18 protein-coding genes and 1 pseudogene are annotated in these 18,489 nt (G+C 34.8%); all 19 read left to right on the forward strand.

Annotation, left to right across the window (positions count from 1 at the left end; genetic code table 11):
- Window positions 1–33 precede the first annotated feature (33 nt).
- The 19 genes and pseudogenes from ribH to K357_RS10065 all read left to right on the forward strand — a co-directional run bounded on the left by ribH (window position 34) and on the right by K357_RS10065 (window position 17,692).
- Window positions 34–495 carry a 6,7-dimethyl-8-ribityllumazine synthase gene (gene ribH, locus K357_RS0102480; RefSeq protein ID WP_028257306.1) on the forward strand — a complete coding sequence of 154 codons (462 nt, stop codon included), beginning with the start codon at window positions 34–36 and terminating at the stop codon, window positions 493–495.
- Between the two features lie 132 nt (window positions 496–627).
- Entirely contained in the window at window positions 628–1,497 is an 870-nt protein-coding gene (gene hslO, locus K357_RS0102485; protein WP_028257307.1) for an Hsp33 family molecular chaperone HslO, read from the forward strand.
- A 343-nt stretch (window positions 1,498–1,840) separates the two neighbouring features.
- Complete coding sequence (mtnP, locus tag K357_RS0102490; protein WP_028257308.1) at window positions 1,841–2,635, forward strand: S-methyl-5'-thioadenosine phosphorylase; 795 nt, start codon at window positions 1,841–1,843, stop codon at window positions 2,633–2,635.
- A gap of 13 nt (window positions 2,636–2,648) precedes the next feature.
- A complete protein-coding gene (gene mtnA, locus K357_RS0102495) occupies window positions 2,649–3,698 on the forward strand; it encodes an S-methyl-5-thioribose-1-phosphate isomerase (RefSeq protein WP_028257309.1) in 1,050 nt (349 codons plus the stop codon).
- Window positions 3,699–3,835: 137 nt separating this feature from the next.
- On the forward strand, window positions 3,836–5,080 hold the full coding sequence (locus K357_RS0102500; protein WP_028257310.1) for an adenosylhomocysteinase: 1,245 nt from the start codon (window positions 3,836–3,838) through the stop codon (window positions 5,078–5,080).
- A 121-nt stretch (window positions 5,081–5,201) separates the two neighbouring features.
- Window positions 5,202–6,500, forward strand: a complete 1,299-nt coding sequence (locus K357_RS0102505; RefSeq protein ID WP_028257311.1) for an amidohydrolase — start codon at window positions 5,202–5,204, stop codon at window positions 6,498–6,500.
- A 136-nt stretch (window positions 6,501–6,636) separates the two neighbouring features.
- Window positions 6,637–7,662 carry a sugar-binding transcriptional regulator gene (locus K357_RS0102510; protein ID WP_028257312.1) on the forward strand — a complete coding sequence of 342 codons (1,026 nt, stop codon included), beginning with the start codon at window positions 6,637–6,639 and terminating at the stop codon, window positions 7,660–7,662.
- A gap of 67 nt (window positions 7,663–7,729) precedes the next feature.
- On the forward strand, window positions 7,730–8,740 hold the full coding sequence (gene gap, locus K357_RS0102515) for a type I glyceraldehyde-3-phosphate dehydrogenase (RefSeq protein ID WP_028257313.1): 1,011 nt from the start codon (window positions 7,730–7,732) through the stop codon (window positions 8,738–8,740).
- Between the two features lie 80 nt (window positions 8,741–8,820).
- Window positions 8,821–9,999, forward strand: coding sequence for a phosphoglycerate kinase (locus K357_RS0102520; protein WP_028257314.1), 1,179 nt, complete (start codon window positions 8,821–8,823; stop codon window positions 9,997–9,999).
- Between the two features lies 1 nt (window position 10,000).
- Window positions 10,001–10,762 (forward strand): triose-phosphate isomerase, encoded by a 762-nt coding sequence (gene tpiA, locus K357_RS0102525; protein ID WP_028257315.1) that lies wholly within the window; start codon window positions 10,001–10,003, stop codon window positions 10,760–10,762.
- A 15-nt stretch (window positions 10,763–10,777) separates the two neighbouring features.
- Window positions 10,778–12,313, forward strand: coding sequence for a 2,3-bisphosphoglycerate-independent phosphoglycerate mutase (gene gpmI / locus K357_RS0102530; protein WP_028257316.1), 1,536 nt, complete (start codon window positions 10,778–10,780; stop codon window positions 12,311–12,313).
- A gap of 193 nt (window positions 12,314–12,506) precedes the next feature.
- Entirely contained in the window at window positions 12,507–13,790 is a 1,284-nt protein-coding gene (gene eno, locus K357_RS0102535; RefSeq protein ID WP_028257317.1) for a phosphopyruvate hydratase, read from the forward strand.
- A gap of 806 nt (window positions 13,791–14,596) precedes the next feature.
- Window positions 14,597–14,836 (forward strand): hypothetical protein, encoded by a 240-nt coding sequence (locus K357_RS09700; protein WP_156004871.1) that lies wholly within the window; start codon window positions 14,597–14,599, stop codon window positions 14,834–14,836.
- Window positions 14,776–15,276, forward strand: coding sequence for a hypothetical protein (locus tag K357_RS0102540; protein WP_028257318.1), 501 nt, complete (start codon window positions 14,776–14,778; stop codon window positions 15,274–15,276). The genes K357_RS09700 and K357_RS0102540 overlap by 61 nt, the downstream gene beginning before the upstream one ends.
- A 549-nt stretch (window positions 15,277–15,825) precedes the next feature.
- Window positions 15,826–16,101 (forward strand): hypothetical protein, encoded by a 276-nt coding sequence (locus K357_RS0102550; protein WP_028257319.1) that lies wholly within the window; start codon window positions 15,826–15,828, stop codon window positions 16,099–16,101.
- 38 nt (window positions 16,102–16,139) lie between these two features.
- Window positions 16,140–16,412 (forward strand): annotated as a pseudogene (locus K357_RS10060) (hypothetical protein); the annotation flags it as partial.
- Window positions 16,413–16,469: 57 nt separating this feature from the next.
- Window positions 16,470–16,724: a hypothetical protein gene (locus tag K357_RS09940; RefSeq protein WP_028257320.1), complete on the forward strand. Its 255-nt coding sequence runs from the start codon at window positions 16,470–16,472 to the stop codon at window positions 16,722–16,724.
- A 302-nt stretch (window positions 16,725–17,026) separates the two neighbouring features.
- Complete coding sequence (locus K357_RS0102565) at window positions 17,027–17,413, forward strand: hypothetical protein (protein ID WP_028257321.1); 387 nt, start codon at window positions 17,027–17,029, stop codon at window positions 17,411–17,413.
- Window positions 17,414–17,515: 102 nt separating this feature from the next.
- Window positions 17,516–17,692, forward strand: coding sequence for a CdiA C-terminal domain-containing protein (locus K357_RS10065; RefSeq protein ID WP_162138908.1), 177 nt, complete (start codon window positions 17,516–17,518; stop codon window positions 17,690–17,692).
- The last annotated feature ends 797 nt before the right edge of the window (window positions 17,693–18,489 follow it).

Below are 18,489 nucleotides of genomic sequence, written 5' to 3' on the forward strand. Positions count from 1 at the left end.
ATAATTGTATTTGCTGGAAATATAGGAGGATATATGTTACAAACAGGTAATTTAGTAGGAACAAATAAAAAATTTGCTATTATTGGCTCTCGGTTTAATGAGTTTATTACTACAAAATTAATTGCAGGTGCTATGGATGCTTTAATACGACATGATGTGTCGGAGGAAGATATTACAACTATTTGGGTACCAGGTGCATTTGAAATTCCTTTAATTGCTAAAAAAGTAGCAGAAAGTGGCAAGTATGATGCAGTTATTTGCGTAGGTGCTGTTATTCGCGGTGCTACTACTCATTATGATTATGTTTGTGCGGAAGTATCCAAAGGAATCGCACATATTAGTTTAGATACTGGAGTGCCTGTTATGTTTGGCATCTTAACAACAGAAAATATTGAACAAGCAATTGAAAGAGCCGGTACTAAAGCGGGAAATAAAGGATTCGATTGTGCTATGGGGGCTATTGAAATGGTAAATCTATTAGATACAATTGGGTAAATTAATATATAACACCTTATAATGTGATAAAGGCTAGTGCTGATTGTCAATTATAAGGTGTCTTATTATATAATATCTTTTATGTTAGTGGATTTAGTGAAAACCCATATTAGTATAGGAGTAGGATATACTATGGATTATATTAAACGATATACTACGACAGATGGCGTGCGATTGTCTGTTGCAGTGACAACCAATACCGTAGATGAAGCAAGAAAAAGACATGATTTGTGGCCAGTGGCGACAGCTGCATTAGGTCGCACTATGACCGGGGCCTTATTAATGGCGAGTGACTTTAAAAATAGAGAGAATATAAGCATTCGATTAGATGGAAAGGGACCGTTAGGTGTTGTTCATGTGGATGCTTTCGCAGACAATACTGTACGTGGTTACGTGGATCATCCACATATTGAAGTGCCATTACAAGGAAAAGGAAAATTAGATGTAGGACATGCGGTTGGTACTGATGGCGAGGTAAAAGTAACACGATTTACTAAATTAAAACAAAATTATTCCTCTAGCAGTCCTTTGCACTCTGGTGAGATAGCAGATGATTTAGCGTATTACTTATATGTGTCTGAACAAATACCTTCAACTATCAATTTGGGAGTCTTACTCGATGCTGATGGACATACTATCGCTGCAGGCGGATTTTTAGTGCAAGCCTTACCAGATGCTAATGATGAAGTGTTAGCAGTGATTGAAGAGCATATCAATCAAATTGGATCTATCTCTGCGTTTTTAAAAGAATATCCAGATGGAGAGGGATTAGTAGAAAAAATTTTAGCCCCTATGGATTTTCACGAAGTCTATCATCATGATGTATCCTTTCAATGCACGTGTAATAAGGAACGATTTGAAAAAGTCCTTCTTTCATTATCGCAAGCAGATAAAATGGCATTATTAGAGGATGCAACTACTGAATTAGTTTGCCATTATTGCAATGAAACATATCATTTCTCACAGAATGAATTGAAAGAACTTTTCAAGCTTAATGAATAGAAGACATATCTATTCATATTCTAAGCTTGTTGATACAGGAATTTATAAAATCTGTATAACTTTATCAGGAAGATAGTATGTTGTTATAGAGACATGGAATAGACATAAATGTCATTAATTGGTAAAGCTATGCAGTATTATATTGGTGTTTGACATAAGAATTTGTGAAAGAATATGCAGTGAATCAGTTTTGAAATACTTTATGTAGTAATATATAGATGTAGATAGCAATAATATAATATAGCTAATTTAGTGCATAGCGTATATTGTAATTGTTGATAACGCGGTATAATAAGTATATATTTGATGATATTACTTATTTAATTTAGTTTGAGGTGATAGTATGAGTATGATTGCAATTATTGGTGGTACAGGTGTGTATGACCCATCCATATTTACTAGTGTTCAGGATAAGTCGCTGAAAACACCTTATGGTGATATTCACTATACAGAAGGTACTTATAGAGATAAAACAATTATCTTTTTAGCTAGACATGGAAAAGGACATTCCATTCCGCCCCATTTAATCAATTATAGAGCTAATATTTGGGGATTGAAAAAACTAGGAGTTACTTTTATCATATCTACTACGGCAGTCGGTTCACTTACTGAAGAATTTAAACCAGGAGATTTTGTGTTAACGGATCAATTTTTAGATTTTACAAAATCTCGTATCACTACATTTTATGATGGAAATGAACGTGGTGTAGCTCATTTGGACGTGACGAATCCGTATTGTCCAGAACTTAGAGAAATTATTATGAAAGAAGGACTTGCTTTAGGACTTCAAATGCATAATGGCGGTACCTACGTGTGCACAGAAGGACCACGTTTTGAAACACCTGCAGAAATTAAGATGTTTTCGTTATTAGGTGGCGATACAGTGGGAATGACAAATGTACCGGAAGTAAATTTAGCCAATGAAGCGGAAATTGCATATGCTACGATTTCAATGATTACTAATTATGCAGCAGGTATTTCTAAAACAGTTTTAACACATCATGAAGTGTTAGAAATGATGGATGCATCAGCAGAGAATTTGAAAAAACTTATTATGCAGGTGATTGATCAATTAGATCCTAATGTGGTATATGATTGCCATCATCGCATGAGTGAATATGGTGGCTTTAAATTATAAGAGGATTTGTAGCATGAAACCTATTACGTGGAATGGTAAGGAGCTTATTTTACTTGATCAATCAAAACTTCCTAATACAGTTGAATATATTCATTGTACTGATTGGAGAACTGTGGTTGAAGCTATTAAAATGTTGCGTGTTAGAGGCGCACCAGCCATTGGAGTAGCAGCTGCATATGCATTAGTGTTAGTAGCGCGAGAAGTAGAAACTAAAGAAGGTTCCTATAAAGATAAATTAGAAGCATTTATTCATAATGCATGTATACTGAAAGAGTCTAGACCTACGGCTATTAATTTAGCATGGGCAATAGAACGTATATTACAAAAAGTTGAAAATCATGTAGGAATATTTTCTGATGTGATTAATAGTATCGAGCAAGAAGCAATCGTTATTGAAGAGGAAGATAAAGCGTTAAATGAATCGATTGGAGAAAATGGGCTTACTCTATTTGAAGGAAAGAGAGGTGTGAGAATTTTAACGCATTGTAATGCAGGTGCCTTAGCGACAGCCGGTATAGGTACAGCACTAGGAGTTATTCGAAAACTTCATAAAAATGGACAATTAGAACGCGTATATGCTGATGAAACTCGCCCTCTCTTACAAGGAGCACGACTGACTAGTTTTGAATTATATGAAGAAGGCATTCCGATTACCTTGCAAACAGATAGTATGGCGGCCTATGCTATGCAACAAGGATTCATTGATGCCGTTATTGTAGGAGCAGATCGCATTACTACCAATGGAGATGTGGCTAATAAAATTGGCACTTATGGTGTAGCCGTATTGGCAAAAGCGCATGATATCCCATTTTATGTAGCCGCTCCGTATAGTACATTTGACTTTACATTACAAGATGGTACACAAATTCCTATTGAAATGAGATCTGATGAAGAAGTGACATCTTTATATGGAAAAAATGTAGCTCCCCTAGGTGTTGATGTAATCAACCCTGCCTTTGATGTAACACCACATGAATTAGTAACTGCTATTATTACAGAACAAGGCGTATTGCAGCCTGATTATAGAGAGTCTATTAGTGCATTACAAAAAGGATGTATGTAATCAACATAATTATTAATTAACTAGATAGACACTATTAATTAAATTTATTTGTACCATTCAGTAATAGATAGTATAGTAATTTATAAAAGAAAGGAGTGCATAATACAATATTTTCTTCCGTATTATGCAATGTAACTATGAAATCTCTAATTAAAGATATTAACTTGGCTGTTGAAGGTAGAAAGAAAATTGATTGGGTTGCTAATTTTATGCCTGCCTTAAATGAATTAGCAGAAGAATTTACTAAGAATCAAACATTTAAGGGGAAAACCGTTGTAGTTAGTGTTCATTTGGAAGCTAAGACTGCGTATTTAGCTACTGTGTTTGCCAAAGCGGGTGCTGAAGTTATAGTTACTGGTTCTAATCCGTTATCTACACAAGATGATGTAGCTGCAGGTTTAGTAGATATGGGCTTAACTGTTTATGCATGGCATGATTGCACAGAAGAAGAATACTTTATGTTCCTCAATAAAGCGTTAGATCATAAACCACATATTATCATTGATGATGGGGGCGATTTAGTAAACTTATTGCATACTACACGACAAGATGCAAAGGAACGATTAATTGGTGGTGCAGAAGAAACAACGACTGGCGTTCATCGTTTATATGCGTTAGAACATGCTAATCAATTGACATTCCCTATGATTGCTGTTAATGATTCGTATTGTAAATATTTATTTGATAATCGATATGGTACAGGTCAATCTGTGTGGGATGGCATAATGAGAACCACTAACTTAATTGTAGCGGGGAAAAATGTAGTTGTCGCCGGTTATGGTTGGTGCGGTAAAGGTGTGGCTATGCGTGCTAAAGGCCTTGGCGCACATGTATATGTTACAGAAGTAGATCCTATTAAAGCTATTGAAGCTATTTTTGATGGATTTAAAGTTTTGCCAATGGATGAAGCGGCTAAAATTGGTGATATTTTCATTACTGTCACAGGATGTAAAGATGTCATTCGCAAGCATCATTTTGAAACTATGAAAGATGGAGCCATTATGTGTAATGCAGGACACTTTGATTGCGAAGTAAATGGTGTTGAGTTAAAAGAACTAGCGGTGGAACATCATAATGTGAGAAAAAATATTGAATGCTATACTATGAAAAATGGCGTTCGATTATATTTATTAGCTGAAGGTCGTTTGGTTAATTTGGCAGCCGGTGATGGACATGCAGCGGAAGTGATGGACTTGTCATTTGCTATGCAAGCATTAGCAGCAGAATACATTATGAATCATAGCACTACATTGGAAAATAAAGTATATGTATTACCACATGAATTAGATATTCGTATTGCTAGTATAAAATTAGCTGCATTAGGATATGCTATCGATACATTGACACAGGAACAAATTGATTATTTGACAAAAGTAAATTAATAATCAATTGTGATTGATCTTTCATAGATGTTAACATCAGTGATTATCTATACCAGAGGTATTGCTAGTTCTATATGGGATACAGTAATAAAAATTATCAGTAAAGCATTGGGTGAATTAAATGGGACAATTATATATTCATAATATTGATATTTTGAGTGGTCATACAATTATTAAAGATGGTGCCTTAGTCATCGATAATGGGTATATCAGTCGCCTGTTAACAGCGGATGATATACAAGAAAAAGAAAAGGAACGCACTATTGCTAATGATGTGTTAGATGGACATGGACAATTAGCAACACCAGGCCTAATCAACACACATACACATATTGCTATGGGATTGTTTCGTAATTATGCTGATGATTTGGAGCTTATGGATTGGTTAGAAAATGCAATTTGGCCAACAGAAGCTAAATTAACAGATCATTATGTAAAATGGGGTACGCAATTAGGCATAGCAGAAATGTTGCGTAGCGGAACAACTTGTTTTAGCGATATGTATTTTTTCATGGATACTACGGCACAAGAAGTTGCTAAAACGGGGATTAGAGCGGTGCTGTCAAGAGGACTTGCGGGCGTTGCTCCCACAGCAGAAACGGCTTTAGTTGAGAATAAACAACTATTCATGGATTGGCATGGATATGATCATGATTGTATAAAAGTAATGTTGGGGCCCCATGCACCATATACCTGTCCAGATGAATACTTGAAAAAAGTAATTGCTCTCAGCCATGAAATTGGCGCACAAATTCATATGCATTTGAGTGAAACTAAGGGTGAAGTAGAGAATGTTATTTCACAAACAGGTAAAACACCGATTGCACATATGAACGAGTTAGGATTGTTTGATATGGGGTGCTTGGCAGCTCACTGTGTACATATAACAGAAGAAGATATGGATATTATGGCCGCTAAAGGTGTACGTGTGGCTCATAATCCTCAGTCTAATTTAAAATTAGCAAGCGGCATTGCACCTGTACCAGAAATGCAAGACAAAGGAATCATAGTAGGTTTAGGCACTGATGGATCAGCAAGTAATAATAATGCAGACATGTTAGAAGAAGTTAGATTAGCGGCTACTCTTCATAAAGCTCGCTTATATAATCCAAAAGCGATTCCTGCCTCTGTTGCATGGAACATGGGTACCATTGATGGTGCTAAGGCGCTTGATTATTCTGACTTAGGCATATTACAAGAAGGTTTTAGAGCTGATATAGTGTTGTATGATGTATCTGGTGCACATTGGTTACCTCGTTATAACGATGTGGCTTCATTAGTATATGCGGCTAATTCATCAGATGCGAATACTGTTATTGTAGCTGGAAAAATTCTTATGAAAGATAGAAGTTTATTAACCATTGACGAAGAAAAATTACGGTCAGAAATCATAAAGGCACAGGAATATTTTTCTCATTAACCTATAATATTAAAATATACTTGAAGAATATATCTCTGCCATGTACAATATGGTTAGAGATATATTCTATTTTTTTTATTTTTTGCGGGACGTGAAACGTCCATTTAAGAAATTAAAGTATGAATAGAGGTTTAGTGTGAATGATTTATCAGAAATATATCAACGAATAGCTCCAGAATTAATGAAAATCGTTGAAGAACGATATTTATTACTGACACATATCTCGTACGCTCATCCTGTTGGAAGACGAATGTTAGCTATGTTGAGTAAATTATCGGAACGTGTAGTACGTTCACATGTAGAAATTATGAAGGATAATGGACTGATTGAATTTACGCAACAAGGGATGATACTTTCTAAAGAAGGAGAGGAGTTGTTGCCAATATTATCTGCATCATTACATGAACTGAATAAAATCAGTGAATTGGAGCAGAATATATGTAACGCATTACAGTTGGACCGTGTTATCATTTCTAGTAGTGGCCAAGAGCGAGAAACTATATTAAAAGATTTAGGCTATCGTGCCTCTAAAGTTTTACAAGAAATTATTAAACCGGGACAAATAATGGCCGTCAGTGGCGGAAGTACTATGGCAGCGGTAGCAGAAGCATTACCTACTAAGAATTTACCTATTACGATTATTCCCGCAAGAGGTGGGATTGGTGAGCGAGTAGAATATCAGGCCAATGTTATTTCTTCTGTCATTGCAGAAAAATTTCATGGTACCTATAAAATGCTTCATTTGCCAGATGGACTTTCAGAAGCGTCCTTGCGGATATTGACAGAAATGGAACCACAAATTAAAGAAATTCTTATGTTATCGAAACAAACTAATATTATGATGTTTGGTATTGGTGAAGCAATGCATATGGCAGAACAACGACATATTTCTTTAGAACAACGACAAAAATTGAAAGAAGAACATGCTGTTGGTGAGTCATTAGGTCAATATTGTGCTATCGATGGGAGAATTGTATATGCCACAAATAATGTGGGAATCTCTTTATCGCATATAGAAACTATTGATCATGTAGTTGCTGTAGCAGGCGGAAAACATAAAGCTCGCGCTATTATTGGCGTTATGAGGGCCTGCAAGAAGGGAACACTTATTATTGATGAAAGTGCAGCAGAAGAAATTGCTAAATTGCTTTCTATTTTATAGAATTGATTACTATAAGCATATTTTATAATATGTATTTTATATAGTTATTATTTAGGAGGATATAAAAATGGCAGTAAAAATTGGTATTAACGGTTTTGGTCGTATTGGTAAATGTGCTATGCGTGCAGCAATGACAAATCCAGATGTAGAAGTAGTTGCTATTAATGATACTGGTGTTACAGAAAGTACGGCGATTCAATTAAAATATGATTCTGTACACGGCAATCTTCCTAATGAAATTTATGCTAAAGGCGATGAATTGTTTGTAGATGGCAAACAAATTCATGTGTTTCATACAAGAAATATTGATGAACTAGATTGGTCTAAATATGGTGTAGAGATTGTTCTTGAATGTACTGGTAAGTTTAGAAAAGCAGAAGAGGCTAAAGCTCATATTGGTGGAACTGTTAAAAAAGTTTTGATTTCTGCACCAGCTAAAAATGAAGATATTACTATTGTTATGGGTGTGAATGAGAAAAACTATATTCCATCGAAACATCATGTCATTTCCAATGCGAGCTGCACTACGAATTGCCTAGCACCATTTGCAAAAGTTTTGAGTGATACTTTTGGCATTAAACGTGGTATGATGACCACTGTACATTCTTATACAAATGACCAACGTATTTTAGATGGACGTCATAAAGATTTACGACGTGCCAGAGCTGCTGCCTTGTCAATTATCCCTACTACTACTGGTGCGGCTAAAGCAGTTGCGCTTGTTTTGCCTGAACTAAAAGGTAAATTTGATGGATTTGCACTACGTGTACCAACACCTAATGTATCTGCTACAGATTTGACAGTAGAACTAAATAAAAATGTTACGAAAGAAGAAATTAATGATGCGTTCCGTAAAGCAGCAGAAGGCGAATTAAAGGGAATTTTAGGTGTATCTGACATTCCATTGGTATCCACTGATTTTAATGGTGATCCTAGAAGCTCTATCGTTGATACTGATTTAACAATGGTTATTGGCGATAACTTAGTTAAAGTAGTGGCTTGGTATGATAATGAATGGGGCTATTCATTGCGTTTAGTAGATTTAGCCGCTTATATAGCACGTGTTGGTTTAGAATAAATAACGGCTATATTTATCGAGAAATATGATGGATGAGTAACTACTATTTTTGGGTATATGATAATAAAGGTGATATATATATGAAACAAACGATAGAAGACATTGATTTACGGCATAAAACTGTATTAGTTCGAGTTGATTTTAATGTACCTTTGCAAGATGGGTGTATTTCAGATGATACACGTATCACTGCTACAATACCAACTATACAATTTTTAATTGATAAAGGATGTAAAATTGTATTAGCGTCTCATTTGGGCCGTCCCAAAGGAGAATGTAAGCCAGAATTTACATTAGCACCTTGTGCCAAACGATTGGGTGAATTACTTAATAAACCAGTACTATTTATTAATGAATGTATTGGTAAAAAGGTGCAAGATACTGTTTCTGCTATGCATGAAGGTGATATCGTTTTATTAGAAAATTTACGATACCATGCAGGGGAAGAAAAAAATGACCCTACATTTGCAAAAGAACTAGCAAGTCTTGCGGATCTTGCAGTTAATGATGCTTTTGGTGTATCCCATCGGGCACATGCATCTGTAGCCGGTATCGCAAAGTATATTCCTGTGGTAGCAGGGTTATTATTAAAAAAAGAAATTATGTTTTTAAGCAAAGCTACAATGCGACCAGAAAAACCATTTGCTGCGATTATTGGCGGTGCTAAAGTGAGTGATAAAATTTCTGTTATCTCTAATTTATTACCTAAAGTTGACTATATGATTATAGGTGGTGGTATGGCTAATACTTTTCTTGGGGCCTGTGGCAATCCTGTAGGAAATTCATTAGTTGAAACTGATAAATATGAGGTGGCACGTGATTTATGTATGGAGGCACATAATAACTGCGCTAAGTTGTTGTTACCTGTAGATGTGGTAGTGGCGGATGCGTTTTCTAATGATGCTAATCGTAAAATAGTATCTGTAGAAGATGTGGAAGATGGTTGGATGATTCTTGATATAGGTCCTAAGACATGCAAGATGTATGCGGAGGTTATCCAACAGATGAAAACAATTGTATGGAATGGGCCAATGGGCGTTTTCGAAATGGATAACTTTGCTACTGGTACTAATGAAGTAGCAAAAGCGGTAGCAGAAACCAGCGGTACAACAATTGTTGGCGGAGGCGATTCTGTATCGGCTATAAAGAAATCTGGGTTGGCCGATAAAATTTCTCATATTTCTACCGGTGGTGGTGCTTCTTTGGAATTTTTAGAAGGATTAGAACTTCCTGGTATCGCCGCATTAGCAGAGGTATAAGATGCGAAAAAAAATTATTGCTGGTAATTGGAAAATGAATGGTACCGTGACAGAAAGTACTATATTAGTCGAGGCTATAAAAAAAGCTATATCTTCACAAAAGGATAAGCTAAGTTGTGATATTGTGGTATGTCCTCCTTTTACGGCTATGAGTACAGTCAGTGATTTACTAGATGGATCATCTATACAACTAGGTGCTCAAAATATGCATGCTATTGATAAAGGAGCGTTTACTGGTGAAATCTCTCCCCCTATGTTGACAGAATTAGGATGTACTTATGTTATTATTGGTCATTCTGAAAGACGGGAATATGCTCAAGAAAGTGACAGCGATATTCACGCAAAAATTAAGGCGGCTTTTCATTATGGAATGACACCTATTTTGTGTGTAGGAGAGAGTTTAGAGCAACGAGAAAAGAATGTAACGTTGTCATGGATTAAGAATCAATTAACTTCAGCATTAAAAGAGTTATCAAGTGAAGAAGTATCTAAAATGATCATTGCCTATGAACCGATTTGGGCTATTGGTACAGGTATGACTGCAACAGCAGAACAGGCAGAAGAGGTATGTTCCTCTATTAGAAATATGATAAAAACTATGTTTAATGATGAAGTCGCTTCTTCTGTGCGTATTCAATATGGTGGTAGCGTGAAAGGTGATAATGCTAAGGCATTATTACATAAGCCTAATATTGATGGGGCACTCGTTGGTGGCGCGTCATTAGATGCAGATGAATTTATGAATATTATTTTATCAATATAATGATGAGGCTATCAAATGAGAAAAGAAAAACGGACTGTAATGCTAGCGATTTTGGATGGATTTGGGATTGGTGATGCTAATGATTTAACAAATGCTGTTGTACAAGCAAAACCAAAATATTTCACATCATTTTGGAATGCCTATCCTCATACTATGTTAGATGCTTCTGGCTTAGTCGTTGGATTACCACAAGGACAAATGGGAAATTCTGAAGTAGGTCATTTAAATATTGGTTCAGGGCGTGTTGTATATCAAGATTTAACTCGTATTACTAACGATGCAGAAACTGGTGAGTTTTATGATAAACCAGTTATCAAAAAATTATATGAACAGGCAAAAACGGGGAGATTACATATTATTGGATTGATTTCTAATGGTAATGTACATTGTTCATTGGAGCATGTGAAAGCTGTTATTAAAGGGGCTAAGCAGGCAGGCGTTACACAGCTATATGTGCATGCGTTGCTAGATGGGCGTGATGTGGCACCTAAAAGTGCTAGTACGTATATAAAAGATTTAGAATCTTTTATGAGTGTTATAGGTCTAGGATCGATTGCTACCATTGGGGGGCGTTATTATGGGATGGACCGTGATAATCGTTGGGAACGCATCGAAAAGGCATATAAGGCAATGGTGAATGGCATTGGAGATTCTGATACTTCAGCTATACACGCTATAGAATCTTCTTATGACAATAACATTACTGATGAATTTATAATTCCTACTGTTATTGATAATGCTGGCACCATAAACGATGGAGATACCGTTTTATTTTGTAATTTTAGACCTGATCGTGCTAGACAACTTACTAAGGCGTTAACAGTAGATACATTTGATGATTTTTCTAGAATAGGTGGACAAAAGCATATTTTCATGGCTACCATGACAAAATATGAAGATTCGTTGCCTGTAGAAATTGTATATACAAAGAGTGTGTTAAAAAATACATTAGGTGAAGTGTTAAGTCATCATGGATGTCATCAATTACGCATTGCAGAAACAGAAAAATATGCACATGTAACGTATTTCTTCAATGGTGGTAAAGAAGAACCTTGGGAATTTGAAGACAGAATATTGGTTAATTCACCAAAAGTTGCTACCTACGATATGAAACCAGAAATGAGTGCCTATGAGGTTTGCGATAGAGTTATAGAGGCTATTAATAAAAATTTGTATGATGTAATTATCCTGAATTTTGCTAATCCAGACATGGTTGGACATACAGGTGTTTTTGAAGCCGCTAAACAAGCAATTACGGCAGTCGATACTTGTTTAGGACGAATTGCTAAGGCGATTCAAACTATAGATGGTGATTTATTAATTACTGCTGACCACGGTAATGCTGAAGTTATGGTTGATCACAATACGGGTGGCCCTAATACAGCACACACTACTAACTTAGTTCCATTTATATTAGTAAGTGATAAACATGCATCTTGTACATTACATAGAGGTGCATTATGCGATATTGCTCCAACAATTCTTGAATTAGCAGGGATTCAACAACCTTCTGATATGACAGGAACTAGTTTACTTGTTCAAGATAAATGATGATGGAGCTACGCATATTTTGTATAATAGATACATAGGCATTATAGTTTTTACTAAATAGATGACACTATCTGTTTTATTAGAGTGCATGAATAATTTTTATAATTGTCAATTGCTATAATGTATTGGTTAGACAGACAATACATTGTTATATTAGCTTTATGATTTCGTATAATTAATGGAGGTATTATCAATGGCAGCTATTATTGATGTATACGCAAGAGAAATTATGGATTCTAGAGGAAACCCTACTGTAGAAGTTGAAGTGTATTTAGAAGATGGCACTATTGGACGAGCAGCAGTCCCATCTGGGGCATCCACCGGTATGTTTGAAGCTGTTGAATTACGTGACGGTGGCACACGTTATAATGGTAAAGGTGTGCTAAAAGCGGTCGCTAATGTAAATGAAATTATCGCTCCTGCCATTGAAGGCTATGATGCATCTGAACAAGTGGCTATTGATAAGATTATGTGCGAATTAGATGGTACACCTAATAAAGCAAATCTTGGAGCCAATGCAATTTTAGGCGTTTCTATGGCAGTAGCTCGTGCTGCTGCAGAATCGTATGATTTACCATTATTTCAATATATGGGAGGACCTAATGCAAAAGAGCTTCCTGTACCTATGATGAATATTTTGAATGGTGGTGCTCATGCAGATAATAATGTAGATATTCAAGAATTTATGATTATGCCTGTCGGTGCAGCATCATTTTCTGATTGCCTATGTAATTGTGCAGAAGTGTATCATACATTAAAGGCAGTATTAAAATCAAAGAACTTAGCTACGTCAGTTGGTGACGAAGGGGGATTTGCACCTAATTTATCATCTAATGAAGAAGCTTTACAAATTATTTGTGAAGCGATCAGGCAAGCAGGATTTGAACCAGGTAAGGACTTTATGTTAGCCATTGATGCTGCGTCTTCTGAGTTCTATGAAAATGGCACTTATAATTTAGCTGGTGAAGGCGTTATTAAAACTTCAGATGAAATGATTGATATGTATGAATCACTTTGCAAGAAATACCCTATTATTTCTATTGAAGATGGTTTAGCTGAAGAAGACTGGGAAGGTTGGAAACGACTTACTGAACGAATTGGAGATACAGTTCAATTGGTGGGTGATGATTTATTTGTTACTAATACTGAGCGACTTGCTAAAGGTATTGCATTAGGTGCAGCTAATGCTATTTTAGTAAAAGTTAACCAGATCGGAACATTAACCGAAGCATTTAATGCGATTGAAATGGCTAAACGTGCTGGATATACATGTATTATTTCTCATCGTTCTGGAGAAACGGAAGATTCTATTATTGCAGATATTGCCGTAGCAGTTAATGCTGGTCAAATTAAAACTGGTGCGCCAGCTCGAAGTGAACGAGTGGCTAAATATAATCAATTACTTCGCATTGAAGATATGCTAGCAGAAACAGCTGAATATCATGGAACGGATGTTTTCTATAATATAAATAAATAATTTATTATTACACAACTATGATATTTCTAGAAGAATTAGTAATAGCAGGTAGTCATTAGATATTCTATATAGAGATACAAGAATACGATATAAATTTTCTATTAAACTATGTAGTGAACTAATAAGTAAAAGAACCGCCTAATAAGGTGGTTCTTTTACTGTATAGAGCGAAACGTTAGAATACAGTAGCACAATTAATCCTTTTACATTACAACTTTTAGATTTTATATATGAATGTTTGAATTAAAAAGTTTAGTAGCAATGTAAGAATATTATTTGTGATACAATCAAAAGAAAAAATTACGTATTTTATATGAGGAATTTATAGGCACATATAATGATGATGACATAGTAGCGTATCAATGGAAAGCATCATCAAGGCATCTATATATGGTAATTATAATGAAAGCTGCTAAAATCATTGAAATAAAAATACGGAAATAGAAAAGAACACTTGCACCTCTTCCAGAAGGAAACCTTCAACAGGGAAAAGGCCAAGTGCTCTTTTAGTACTTAAACTATATCTTATTTTTTTTATTTTTTCAATAGGACTAAGTGCTATGAAGTTGCTATTTCTACAAGTATTATTTTTAATTATTAACAGGATATTTGAGTTGCAGCTGCCATTGTGGTTTTTATGGTTGCCAATGATTATAGTGGGAATCATCATATTTATACTTATTGTGTGTTTGATTCTATATATTTTGTGTGGTAAATAATTTAATAACAAAGCCTTGTACCCAGTGCAGGCTTTTTATATTACATTTTTAGTATTGCAGGCGAAAAGAACAAGACTCTAACGTGAGGTGTGGCTCACGAAAAGTAAGCGTAACGAGAATTTTAATTATAAGGAGGTAAATAAAAAAGAAGTACCGAAAGAACGTATTGAAGAAGGCGGTCTAGAATATTTAAATGGCACTACTAATCATAAGCGTGAACGATTGCTTGGAGTGCATGGGGCTAAATCAGTAGAGGAAGGGGTATCATGGACAAAAAAGCTAGAGAGTGGAATAATGGGAATTTTGAGACACGGATGCCTAAAATAAATTACAAACAATTGAAAGAGGACGTGAAAGGTGTTAAGGTTAAGAGGAATAATGCTATTGATATAGCACAAATAGATGAAACTTTACTCAAGAATAGCGATTTTAAACTTTTAACTAAAAATCTTGTGTTGATAGATAAGAGTATTATCCATATCAAAGAAAGACATCCTAATGATTATGAAGATGCAATAAAAGATATATCAAACATGGTGAGATCCCCAGATTCTATTATGATAGGTAATAAACTGCATACTTTAGTATATATGACGAGGAATAGTAAAGGACATATGTATCAAGTGGTTATAAGGTTAAAAGATGAAGGTATGAGCGATGAATTTCAAAATTCAATAATTACATTAAATAGAATTAATGAAAAAAGGTATAAAAGATACAAAAAGTCAAGGCAATTTATTTACAAAAAGGAGGAAAGTGATGTATAATATGCATATATACACAAAGGCTTCTCGAGGTAGAAAATTTGTGGCATCTACACAACTAGAAATAGGATTGAGATGTGGGGTAAGCGACACCCACCGAGAAGCATGAAAACCACTTACTTAGGTAGGTGGTTTTTTTATGCACACATTTAGGAGTAAGTGTTATGAAGCTACTATTACTACAGACGTTATTGTTAAGTACTAACCATTCATCTGAGTTGCAAATGCCATCGTGGGGGTGGTGCTTAACGATGATTATAGCGGGAATCATCATATTTATATTTATTGCATATTTGATTCTATATATTTTCTATGATTAATTTAATAACAAAGCCTTGTACCTAGTGCAGGGCTTTTTATATTGCCTTTTTAGTATTGCAGGCGAAAAAGAACAAGACTGTAACGTGAGGTGTGGCTCACGAAAATTAAGCGTAACGAGAATTTTAATTACAAGGAGGTAAATAAAAAAGAAGTTCCTAAAGAACGAATTGAAGAAGGCGGTCTAGAATATTTAAATGCACTACTAATCATAAGCGTAAACGATTACTTGGTGTGCATGGGGCTAAAGCTGTAGAGGATGGAGTATCTTGGACACAAAAAGCTAGAGGGTATAACACTAAAACTTTTGAAAGTAGAATAAAAAATGGTAAAATAAAAGAAAAAGATTATAAGATTGCTGATGCTGAAAAAGTAAAAGAGCTTCAAAGACAAAGTGATGAAGTTTATAACAAATTGAATAAAAAAGAAAGAGAAGTTACTCAAGGCGGATACATACCAATAAATAGTAGTTTAGCTGCAGAAGAAAAATCTTTTATGAAAAGGGGGTAAATGATGCAATAAACAAATTTATATTAAAAGACGATATAATAACATATAGAGGAACAAATGAGAAATATTATAAAACTTATAAAGTTGGAGATGTATTTGAGGGGAAAGTTTTTTATTCAACAAGTTTAGATTATGAACAAGTTAAAGTATTCGCTGATGATGTTATAGAATATGATGAAGATGGGCATAAGGGTGTTTTATTAGAAATAAAAGTCCCTAAAAATTCAAAAGCTTTGTATGTCGGTAGTAATACGGATTATAAAGACGGTAATTATATTGTTAATGAATATGAATTACTATTGTCGAATAAAGTTAAGTATAAAATAGAAAAAATGGGAAAAGGTAAAATTAGTTTGGAGGTGTTGAAAATGAATGAAAATGAAATATTGAAAGAAAAATATATAAAGTCAAAAGAAGCCTTTAGAGATTTAATTTCAAGAGCAAATAATGGTGAAAATATAACAAAAAGTGAAAAAGGAAAAATTTTTTCTTATTTAAGACATGTTCCAAATATAAGAAAGACAGAAGAAGAATTTGAATTATATTGTAAAATGGCGCAAGAAAAAGGATTACCGAAACCAGATAGAAATTTATATGTAAGGCCTTTACATGAAAAACATTAATTAATCACTTACTTAGGTAGGTGGTTTTTTTATACACATTTAGGAGTAAGTTATATGAAGCTACTATTGCTACAGATATTATTTTTAATCATTAATAGGATATATGAGTTGCAGCTGCCATTGTGGTTTTTATGGTTGCCAATGATTATAGTGGGAATCATCATATTTATAATTATTGCGTGTTTGATTCTATATATTTTCTATGATACATAATTTAATAACAAAGCTTTGTACCTAGTGCAGGGCTTTTTATATTGCCTTTTTAGTATTGCAGGCGAAAAAGAACAAGACTGTAACGTGAGGTGTGGCTCACGAAAATTAAGCGTAACGAGAATTTTAATTACAAGAAGGTAAACAAAAGAGAAGTACCTAAAGAACGCATTGAAGAAGGGGGGCTAGAATATTTAAATGGCACGACTAATCATAAGCGTGAACGATTGCTCGGCGTGCATGGTGGTAAAGCAGTAGAAACGGGGAAAAGTTGGACTGCTAAGGCTAGAGGGTATAATACTAAAACGTTTGAAAGTAGAATAAAAGTGCCAAAAGCTGTTGAATTAAATGAAGTAACTGTTGACGGCTTTGTATATAGAGTTGATGGAAACCACGTATTTCTTGATCATATTGTTAAAGAGAAAAGAGTTTCTGATATTTTCAAAAGAACTGAATGCGATAGTAGAATTAGTTCCTAGGGGTGTTATTCCGCAGAACGTTAGAAAACCAGATTTTTATATCAACAAAATTCCTTATGATTTAAAAACATCAACAGGTGCAGAAAGTCGACTATTTTTGATATGATAAGAGATGGAAAAGGACAAGCAAATCATTTTATATTATATTTGGATCAAACACCTCTAGATAATTTAGAAATAGACAGACAAATCAACAATATATTTCGGTCTAAATACACGAAATTTGTAGAAGCTATTATTGTTTTGAAATGGAATGATATCAAAACAATAAAAAAATAAAGAGCTATAGCACTCCCAAAGCTTCGTAAAGCTTCTTGTATGTGGGAACGGTATAGCACCAGAAAAAATTCCCCCTTGTATAATTAGTCCACCGAATAATTTGCCAAGGCATATATACCAAGCTTTCTCATTACTAAAATCATATTTTACGCCCAAGCTTTGTAATGTTTCAGTTCCTAACGCCTGTAGCACATCTTGACCACTTTTGATATTCAATCCGCTCAATAGTGATTTAACTAGTTGTAACGTCGGTGCTTGTGATAATGAACTTGTAGTGTCTGTTTTCGCAAGCATGCTTTGTCTGATGATTTCGTCGTCGTCCCATTTTAATGTGCCGTCTGGCTTGCCCACTAGGGATTTAGATGTGCTATTATTTTTAGCTTCGATAAGAAACGCTCCTGCTTTATCTTCATCTGAAAATTCGCCACTTACTAAACCGATATTAGCTCCGTCATCTCTGTTACTGCTTGATATAGATAAATAATAACTATTATTATCTCTTTTAATTCCACTTTCGCCAGTTAGTATAATATCACCACTCAACACACCACCCGTCTTATCGTACTTTTTATCAAGCGTACCGTTCACTTTGCTAGTGAGTGATTGTGTCGTTTGCTCTAGTGCTTTGAAACGATTATCATGAGCGCTTGTGTCTGTGTTGTGCTTAGTAATTTCTGATTCTAGTTGTTCATTAGTAATGTACATATGGCTTTTAGCATTTACCGTAACATTTGCATCACCTACGGCTAATTGAATTCCCATCATTTTCTCGTCAATACTGGTGTTTGGCGGAATAT

Source organism: Veillonella montpellierensis DSM 17217, from assembly GCF_000426745.1.
Taxonomy (GTDB): domain Bacteria; phylum Bacillota; class Negativicutes; order Veillonellales; family Veillonellaceae; genus Veillonella; species Veillonella montpellierensis.

Excerpts from the sequence above, each read along its gene's own strand:
- ribH (WP_028257306.1), top strand. The coding sequence starts at position 34 with ATGTTACAAACAGGTAATTTAGTAGGAACAAATAAAAAATTTGCTATT.
- hslO (WP_028257307.1), top strand. The coding sequence starts at position 628 with ATGGATTATATTAAACGATATACTACGACAGATGGCGTGCGATTGTCT.
- mtnP (WP_028257308.1), top strand. The coding sequence starts at position 1,841 with ATGAGTATGATTGCAATTATTGGTGGTACAGGTGTGTATGACCCATCC.
- mtnA (WP_028257309.1), top strand. The coding sequence starts at position 2,649 with ATGAAACCTATTACGTGGAATGGTAAGGAGCTTATTTTACTTGATCAA.
- K357_RS0102500 (WP_028257310.1), top strand. The coding sequence starts at position 3,836 with ATGAAATCTCTAATTAAAGATATTAACTTGGCTGTTGAAGGTAGAAAG.
- K357_RS0102505 (WP_028257311.1), top strand. The coding sequence starts at position 5,202 with ATGGGACAATTATATATTCATAATATTGATATTTTGAGTGGTCATACA.
- gap (WP_028257313.1), top strand. The coding sequence starts at position 7,730 with ATGGCAGTAAAAATTGGTATTAACGGTTTTGGTCGTATTGGTAAATGT.
- K357_RS0102520 (WP_028257314.1), top strand. The coding sequence starts at position 8,821 with ATGAAACAAACGATAGAAGACATTGATTTACGGCATAAAACTGTATTA.
- tpiA (WP_028257315.1), top strand. The coding sequence starts at position 10,001 with ATGCGAAAAAAAATTATTGCTGGTAATTGGAAAATGAATGGTACCGTG.
- gpmI (WP_028257316.1), top strand. The coding sequence starts at position 10,778 with ATGAGAAAAGAAAAACGGACTGTAATGCTAGCGATTTTGGATGGATTT.
- eno (WP_028257317.1), top strand. The coding sequence starts at position 12,507 with ATGGCAGCTATTATTGATGTATACGCAAGAGAAATTATGGATTCTAGA.
- K357_RS0102540 (WP_028257318.1), top strand. The coding sequence starts at position 14,776 with ATGGACAAAAAAGCTAGAGAGTGGAATAATGGGAATTTTGAGACACGG.
- K357_RS09940 (WP_028257320.1), top strand. The coding sequence starts at position 16,470 with ATGAATGAAAATGAAATATTGAAAGAAAAATATATAAAGTCAAAAGAA.
- K357_RS10065 (WP_162138908.1), top strand. The coding sequence starts at position 17,516 with ATGATAAGAGATGGAAAAGGACAAGCAAATCATTTTATATTATATTTG.